At 51.7% G+C, this 7,687-nt stretch carries 7 protein-coding genes; 4 read left to right on the top strand and 3 right to left on the bottom strand.

Features of this window, described 5'->3' with window-relative positions; translation table 11 throughout:
* Positions 1 to 170: 170 nt before the first annotated feature.
* The gene (locus BZG83_RS08155; RefSeq protein WP_077480058.1) at positions 171 to 728 is read right to left on the bottom strand and encodes a DUF4124 domain-containing protein; all 558 of its coding nucleotides are present in this window, start codon (positions 726 to 728) and stop codon (positions 171 to 173) included.
* A gap of 111 nt (positions 729 to 839) precedes the next feature.
* Positions 840 to 2,249 carry a glutamate--ammonia ligase gene (gene glnA / locus BZG83_RS08150; protein WP_077480057.1) on the bottom strand — a complete coding sequence of 470 codons (1,410 nt, stop codon included), beginning with the start codon at positions 2,247 to 2,249 and terminating at the stop codon, positions 840 to 842.
* A gap of 516 nt (positions 2,250 to 2,765) precedes the next feature.
* On the opposite strand from glnA, the gene typA reads away from it, so the two are divergent.
* Positions 2,766 to 4,592 (top strand): translational GTPase TypA, encoded by a 1,827-nt coding sequence (gene typA, locus BZG83_RS08145; RefSeq protein WP_077480056.1) that lies wholly within the window; start codon positions 2,766 to 2,768, stop codon positions 4,590 to 4,592.
* A 58-nt stretch (positions 4,593 to 4,650) separates the two neighbouring features.
* Here typA and BZG83_RS08140 read toward each other — a convergent pair whose 3' ends face one another.
* Positions 4,651 to 5,286, bottom strand: a complete 636-nt coding sequence (locus tag BZG83_RS08140; protein WP_077480055.1) for a DUF2959 domain-containing protein — start codon at positions 5,284 to 5,286, stop codon at positions 4,651 to 4,653.
* A gap of 70 nt (positions 5,287 to 5,356) precedes the next feature.
* Between BZG83_RS08140 and BZG83_RS08135 the strand changes: the two genes are divergently transcribed.
* The 3 genes from BZG83_RS08135 to BZG83_RS08125 are packed head-to-tail and all read left to right on the top strand — an operon-like array spanning position 5,357 to position 7,685.
* Positions 5,357 to 6,310: a virulence factor BrkB family protein gene (locus BZG83_RS08135; RefSeq protein WP_077480054.1), complete on the top strand. Its 954-nt coding sequence runs from the start codon at positions 5,357 to 5,359 to the stop codon at positions 6,308 to 6,310.
* Complete coding sequence (dtd, locus tag BZG83_RS08130) at positions 6,282 to 6,716, top strand: D-aminoacyl-tRNA deacylase (protein ID WP_069591243.1); 435 nt, start codon at positions 6,282 to 6,284, stop codon at positions 6,714 to 6,716. Before BZG83_RS08135 ends, dtd begins: the two co-directional genes overlap by 29 nt.
* A 24-nt stretch (positions 6,717 to 6,740) precedes the next feature.
* Positions 6,741 to 7,685 carry a bifunctional GNAT family N-acetyltransferase/hotdog fold thioesterase gene (locus tag BZG83_RS08125; RefSeq protein WP_077480053.1) on the top strand — a complete coding sequence of 315 codons (945 nt, stop codon included), beginning with the start codon at positions 6,741 to 6,743 and terminating at the stop codon, positions 7,683 to 7,685.
* Positions 7,686 to 7,687: the final 2 nt, after the last annotated feature.

Below are 7,687 nucleotides of genomic sequence, written 5' to 3'. Positions count from 1 at the left end.
CGACAATGGCCGTTAGCAGATGATCGAACAGTTGCCCTGGCATCATGTTCGGCTGAATCCTTGTTTGCACTACAATGGTGCATTGAGTGTAATCAAACTCTGTACACCGTGCAGCCCCCGTCAGTGGCTTTGTGAACTCAACCGGTTGTCATCAGGCGATAACCGCGTCGCTAGTGCGTCTGACGCGACGGTTGATTGAGATGTGCTCGGTGCAAAAAGAAACGATGAACGGGAGATGATGCAATAACCTTGCCGTTTTCAATGTATTGAACTTGCACCGTGTGAGTGCCCCGATCGACCGGCTCGATATGCCAATGCAACGTTCGCTGATCTTGCTGTGTGGTTTGCTGGGGAGAAAGCGCTACCTTTGCACCATCGAGGAGCAATATCACCGACTCTGTGGATGCATGGGCGGGGCGGACTGATGCCGAGACTGTGAGCTTACCGGGATTGCTGCGCAAGGTCGCACCTTCTACAGGGTGAGTGAGTGAGAGCGCCACCGCGACGTCCGGCTCGGTTGAGGAGGCGGCAGGCGTCAGGTTTGATGAAGGCGAGACAGGCGGCGTGGATGGCGTAAAGGATGTCACCGTATGCTCAGTGACCGACATCTCGCCAACCGGCCGCGTATCACTGAGATGCAAAACCCCCTTCGCATCAGTCCATTGATAGACGCTGGTGGCTGCACAAGGCAGTGTGATAAGCAACCAAGTTACGAGAAACCATTTCATGTTTGTTGTGCCTCGTCACTGTAAAACATTGAGTGTAAAACGGCAGTAGGCGGGCTCAAGCATAAAAAAGCCCACCTGCGAGGTGGGCCGTAATTTCTGTTGGTGGGCGCTTTACACTGAGTAGTAAAGTTCGAACTCAACAGGGTGCGTGGTCATTTGGATACGCTCCACGTCACCGGCTTTTAGGCCAATGTAAGAGTCGATGAAGTCATCCGAGAACACGCCACCGGCCGTCAAGAATTCACGATCGGCGTCAAGGGCTTGCAAGGCTTCTTTCAAAGACTCGGCAACGGTTGGAATTTCTGCCGCTTCCTCTGCGGGTAAGTCGTACAAGTCTTTATCCATCGCATCGCCTGGATGGATCTTGTTTTTAATCCCGTCAAGACCAGCCATCAGCATCGCAGCAAAGCACAGGTATGGGTTCGCAGATGGATCGCCAAAGCGGACTTCGATACGACGTGCTTTCGGGCTCGGCACCACCGGAATACGGATGGACGCAGAACGGTTACGCGCGGAGTAAGCCAGCATGACAGGCGCTTCAAAACCAGGAACCAGACGCTTGTACGAGTTGGTCGAAGCGTTGGCAAAGGCGTTGATGGCACGCGCATGCTTGATGATACCGCCAATGTAATAAAGGGCGGTTTCGGATAGGCCACCGTACTTGTCACCGGCAAACAGGTTTTGACCGTCTTTCGCGAGTGATTGGTGTACGTGCATGCCCGAGCCGTTATCACCAACCAGTGGCTTTGGCATAAAGGTCGCGGTTTTACCAAAGGCGTGGGCGACGTTATGCACGACATACTTGTAGATCTGAATTTCGTCCGCTTTGGTGGTCAGGGTATTAAAGCGGGTTGCGATCTCGTTTTGTCCTGCAGTTGCCACTTCGTGGTGGTGCGCCTCAACCACGAGGCCCATTTCTTCCATCACTAATGACATGGCAGAGCGGATATCTTGTGATGAATCCACAGGGGCAACTGGGAAGTAGCCGCCTTTTACGCCTGGACGGTGGCCTTTGTTACCGCCTTCCAACGCCGAGCCTGAGTTCCAGCTCGCTTCGACATCATCAATTTTATAGAAAGAGCCGGCCATATCGGTGGCGAATTTCACGTCATCGAACAAGAAAAACTCTGGCTCAGGACCGATCAGGACAGTATCAGCAATGYCAGTTGCGCGCATGTAGTCTTCGGCGCGCTTCGCAATCGAGCGAGGGTCACGCTCGTAGCCTTGCATGGTTGAGGGCTCGAGAATATCACAGCGAATGTTGAGCGTGCTTTCTTCGGTAAATGGGTCCAGCACGGCTGAGCTTGGGTCAGGCATCATGATCATGTCTGATTCGTTGATGCCTTTCCAACCGGCGACGGATGAGCCATCAAACATTTTGCCTTCTTCGAAAAAGTCAGCATCGATTTGGTGTGAAGGAATAGAGACATGCTGCTCTTTACCCTTGGTATCGGTAAAGCGCAGATCGATGAATTTCACCTCGTTCTCTTGGATCAATGCGAGCACGTTTTCTACTGACATGTGAAATAACCTCCGGTGTCAAAATAAAAGGGTAAGCTGGGTTTGCTCCTTGCACAGTACAAAGCGAAAACTGTGCCAACAATTTTAAACGAGCTAATTGCCCCATTGACGGGCAACGCGACGAGTAATGGGCACCGAAACACTGTCTGTATGCACCATTATTGTGCATCAATGCATTACTATGGTGCAAATAACTTGGCAGTGGTGTTGGATTCGCACGACAGCCGTGCAGCCCTCGAAGTTATAGCAGACAAATGGCGGTGAGAGTGTGGTTTGCCTTTAAAAATTCATCTTGGTCTTTTTCTCACTGAGCCTTTGTATTTGCTTAATAATTCACCAGTGTGAACACAAGAGTCCGTCATTGTCTTTGCGCTGATTCACATATTTAGGTGGGTTTTGCGACAAAATCTGGTACATTACGGCCGTTTTTTTAATCAGGTGGCGGCACCGTCGTGGTAGGTGTGTTTAACCCAAGGTTCGGCGCGCGCCCCCGTCTATCGAGTGAAAAGAGAGTCCATGACCAACTTACAGACTGATAAATTGAGAAATATCGCCATTATTGCCCACGTTGACCACGGTAAAACCACGCTAGTGGATAAGCTACTGCAGCAGTCCGGCACGCTAGCAACCCGCGGTGAAGTGGAAGAGCGTGTCATGGACTCGAACGACATTGAGAAAGAGCGTGGCATCACCATTTTGGCGAAAAACACCGCCATTAACTGGAATGATTACCGCATCAACATCGTCGATACTCCAGGACACGCCGACTTCGGTGGTGAAGTAGAGCGTATCATGTCGATGGTTGACTCTGTGCTGCTAGTGGTTGATGCGGTTGACGGCCCAATGCCACAAACGCGTTTTGTCACCCAAAAGGCGTTTGCTCACGGTCTGAAGCCAATTTTGGTTATCAACAAAATTGACCGCCCTGGTGCGCGTCCTGACTGGGTGATGGATCAGGTATTCGATCTGTTTGACACCTTGGGTGCGACCGACGAGCAGCTAGATTTCCAAGTGGTTTACGCATCCGCACTAAACGGTTGGGCGAGCCTAGACGAAGCCACCGAAGGCGAGAACATGGAACCGCTGTTCAATGCGATCGTTGATAACGTTGCAGCGCCGGATGTTGACATCAACAGCCCATTCCAAATGCAAGTCTCTCAGCTGGACTATAMCTCTTACAAAGGCGTTATCGGTGTTGGTCGTATTACTCGCGGCTCGGTGAAGCCTAACCAACAGGTGACCATTGTTAGCGCCGACGGTAGCAAGCGTAACGGTAAAGTAGGTGGCGTACTGGGCTACTTGGGCCTTGAGCGTAACGACGTTGAGCAAGCGACAGCGGGCGACATCATTGCTATCACCGGTCTTGGCGAGCTGAAAATTTCAGATACCATCTGCGATCCAAGCAATGCAGAAGCGCTGCCAGCGTTGACCGTCGATGAGCCAACGGTGACCATGACCTTCCAAGTGAACACCTCGCCATTTGCGGGTCTGGAAGGTAAATACGTTACGTCGCGTAACATTCTTGAGCGTTTGCAAAAAGAATTGGTACACAACGTTGCACTGCGCGTTGAAGAAACGGATAACCCAGATAAGTTCCGCGTATCTGGTCGTGGTGAGCTGCACCTATCTATCCTGATCGAAAACATGCGTCGTGAAGGCTACGAGCTTGCGGTATCACGTCCAGAAGTGATCATCAAAGAAGAAGATGGTCAAAAACTGGAACCGTTTGAAACCGTGACCATTGACGTACTGGAAGAGCACCAAGGCGGCGTGATGGAGAACATCGGTCTGCGTAAAGGTGAATTAACCAATATGTTGCCAGACGGCAAAGGCCGTGTCCGTATGGACTTTATGATGCCGTCTCGTGGCCTGATTGGCTTCCAGACTGAGTTTTTGACCCTGACCTCGGGCTCTGGCTTGATTTATCACACGTTTGACCACTACGGCCCATTTAAAGGCGGTGATATCGGTCAACGTGTTAACGGTGTACTGATTTCTAACGCGGCGGGTAAAGCACTGACTTATGCTCTGTTTAACTTGCAAGAGCGTGGCCGTCTGTTTGCTGAGCACGGTGATGAAGTGTACGAAGGTCAAATCATCGGTATTCACAACCGTTCTAACGATCTGACAGTTAACTGCTTGAAAGGTAAGCAGCTGACCAACGTGCGTGCGTCTGGTACCGATGATGCACAGGTACTGACACCTGCCATCAAGTTTACCCTTGAGCAAGCGCTTGAGTTTATCGATGACGATGAGCTGGTGGAAGTGACACCAGAAAGCATCCGTATTCGTAAGAAGTTACTGACTGAAACTGAGCGTAAGCGTGCAGGCCGTAAAGGCTAAATCGTGAATGCGAAGCGTCAAAAAGGCACCCTCGGGTGCCTTTTTTTGTGCCTATGGATTAATTAAGGGTTTGAATAAACCGATCGGATGCTTGAATGGCACGCTGCATATCGGCAATAGCGCGATCGATATCGCCGGCGAGATTTTTGAATTCGCCTTGGAGTGCACCGATGGCGCGTGCATTCAGATTGTGTTTCAGATATAAGCGGTTATCTTGCAGCGTATTTAGCACGGGTGTCATGGTGCGTTCGGCGCGTTGCATGGCATCATACAAGCGCTGATACTCGGCTTGTGTGGCTCGCAAACGCTGGGCACTCTCGCGTTTGAGGCGTGGATTGGTGTATAGCGCCAGCTCCTCGTCCCACTCGGAAAATAAGGCCTGCGCCACAGCGTCCAAGGCATCAATGCGGTCACGCACCTGAGTCACTGCTGCTTCGCTTTTTTGATAGTGCTTATTGACCGTATCATAAGCCGCTTGTAACTCGCCGCCATCAAACTGCGTCAATGCGGTCAATGCTTCAAGCGCGTCGTTAAACTGGGTTTGTGCCTCTTGCTGCGCACTGGCGGCATCTTCAACACGATCGACCATGATATCGCGCTTATGAACGCCGACTTGCTCCATCGCGGCGTAATAGGCAGACTGACAGCCGGTTAGCAGGGTTAAACTGGTCAAAAATAGTAGCACGGCCCGCACAGGCAACTCCTTGGTTATAAATCATGTACACTGAATAAGCGTAAGGCTAACACAAGGTTAGGAACAAGGTATGCTCGATAATCCGCTGCGTGACATGCCCTCGTGGCAATGCTCACGTGACTGGCTACAGGCCATGGTTCGTCATTTGTGGCAACGAATGGGAGAAGATAGGCTCACTGTGAGTGCCGGCTATATGGCTTATGTCACCTTGTTGTCCTTGGTCCCGCTTGTCACTGTGGTGCTGTCTGCGTTCTCGAGTTTTCCCGGCTTTTCGCAAGTGGGCGAAACACTGCAGCAATTTGTGATCAATAATTTCGTCCCAGCGGCGGGCGAAATCGTCGCGCATTACCTCAATGAGTTTGTCGCCAATGCGGGCAAGATGACCGCGGTGGGGGTCAGCTTTTTGTTCGTGGTCGCCATTATGCTCATTTCTGCCATTGATAAAAGTTTGAACCACACCTTTAAGATTAAGACCAAGCGACCAATGATGATCGCCTTTTCAATTTACTGGATGGTGCTGACACTGGGCCCTATCTTGATTGGTACCAGTATTGCTTTGAGCTCGTATTTGACGTCGCTATCGCTCTTACAAAGCGGTGTCGCCAGTGATTTATTTACTACATTGCTGCGTGGATTACCCTTTGTATTAACCACGCTCACGTTTATGGGGCTGTATACGCTGGTGCCGAATACCCGAGTGCGATTACGCCATGCGTTAGTGGGCGCGGCAGCTGCCAGCATTTTGTTTGAATTGAGCAAAAAAGTGTTCGCGTTGTACGTCACGCACTTTCCTTCCTATCAGCTGATATACGGTGCACTGGCCGTGGTGCCGATTTTATTTGTTTGGGTGTATTTTAGTTGGTGCATCGTGTTGTTTGGTGCGCAAGTGACAGCCACCTTGCATGAGTCAGCACTGTGGCGTCCCCAAGGGGATGCGGCGCCGCGAGACAAACCTGTCCCTGCTGTGATTGAAAATGAAGACAATAAGGAGCGTTATGATCGCCTTAATTCAACGCGTGAGTGAAGCGAACGTCACGGTTGAGGGCAATACCCTCGGTACCATCGGCAAAGGGCTGGTGGTGCTATTAGGCGTAGAAAAAGGAGATACCGATGCGCAGGCTGCCAAACTGGCGCACAAAGTCACTGGCTATCGGGTATTTGAAGACGATGCCGGCAAAATGAACCTCAATGTTGCTCAGGCTGGAGGCGAGCTGCTGGTGGTTTCGCAGTTCACCCTTGCAGCGGATACTAAAAAAGGGATGCGGCCGAGCTTTTCAGGCGCGGCGCCGGAAGAGGCGGCGCGTTTGTACGATTTGTTTTGTGATCACTGTCGCCAAGCGGGGCTTCAGACCCAAACTGGGCAGTTCGCCGCAGACATGAAAGTGAGTTTGGTCAATGATGGACCGGTCACATTTTGGCTTCAGGTTTAACCAGCCTAACAGGGAGAGACAGGCATGTTCCGAATGGTGACGCCACAAACAGAGCAAGATCTGGCGCGTTATTACGATTTTCGTTATCGCATGCTACGCGAGCCTTGGCATGCCCCGCGTGGCTCTGAGCGCGACGCATATGACGTGAGTGCCTGCCATCGAATGATTGTCGATGGCAATGGCGAGCCTGTAGCGATTGGCCGGTTGTATCTGACCCCAGATAACGACGGTCAAATCCGTTATATGGCGGTTTCACCGGACTATCGCAGCCGAGGTCTGGGCGCGTTGGTGCTGATGGCGTTAGAGTCCTTAGCGCGCCAAGAAGGGGCCAAGCGCTTAGTCTGTAATGCGCGTGAGGACGCGGTCAGTTTTTACGCCAAGCATGAATTCATTAGCCAAGGTGAGTTGAGTGATGAGCGTGGCCCTATCCGACACCAACAAATGGTGAAGCATTTAGACCCACTGTCGGATGTGGTGCGTCGACCTGAATGGTGCGCTGAACTGCAAAGGCGTTGGCAGCACCAGATCCCCATTAGTGACAAAATGGGGGTCAAAATCAATCAATTTACCGGTTATCGCTTCGAAGTGTGCGCTAACCTCAATGCCAACTTAAACCCGCATCACACCATGTTTGCAGGCAGCATTTTCAGTCTTGCCACGCTCGCTGGTTGGGGCATGGTGTGGTTGCTGATGAAAGAGCGCCAGTTGAGTGCTGATATTGTGCTCGCAGACAGCCATATTCGCTATCGTCGTCCGGTGGCAGAGCGTCCCCGCGCCAGCGTGTCTTTAGACAGTTTAAGCGGCGATCTAGACCGACTCGAAAACGGGCGTCGAGCGCGGGTGACGCTAGAAGTGGCGTTTTTCAGTGGTGACGAACAGGCTGGGGTGTTCACGGGCACTTATGTTTTACTGCCATCGGATGATGCGGCAACCACGCAACCGGCCCCGCAACTGGCTCTGCTGCGTTAGCG

This window comes from Salinivibrio sp. PR919 (genome assembly GCF_001995355.1).
GTDB classification, from domain to species: Bacteria; Pseudomonadota; Gammaproteobacteria; order Enterobacterales; family Vibrionaceae; genus Salinivibrio; species Salinivibrio proteolyticus.
Note: the sequence above shows the minus strand (reverse complement) of the source record. Positions and strands in the feature narration are given on the sequence as shown.

What these genes read in the sequence shown, in the direction of transcription:
- BZG83_RS08155 (WP_077480058.1), bottom strand. Translation starts at nt 728, where the DNA reads ATGAAATGGTTTCTCGTAACTTGGTTGCTTATCACACTGCCTTGTGCA.
- BZG83_RS08125 (WP_077480053.1), top strand. Translation starts at nt 6,741, where the DNA reads ATGTTCCGAATGGTGACGCCACAAACAGAGCAAGATCTGGCGCGTTAT.
- BZG83_RS08135 (WP_077480054.1), top strand. Translation starts at nt 5,357, where the DNA reads ATGCTCGATAATCCGCTGCGTGACATGCCCTCGTGGCAATGCTCACGT.
- dtd (WP_069591243.1), top strand. Translation starts at nt 6,282, where the DNA reads ATGATCGCCTTAATTCAACGCGTGAGTGAAGCGAACGTCACGGTTGAG.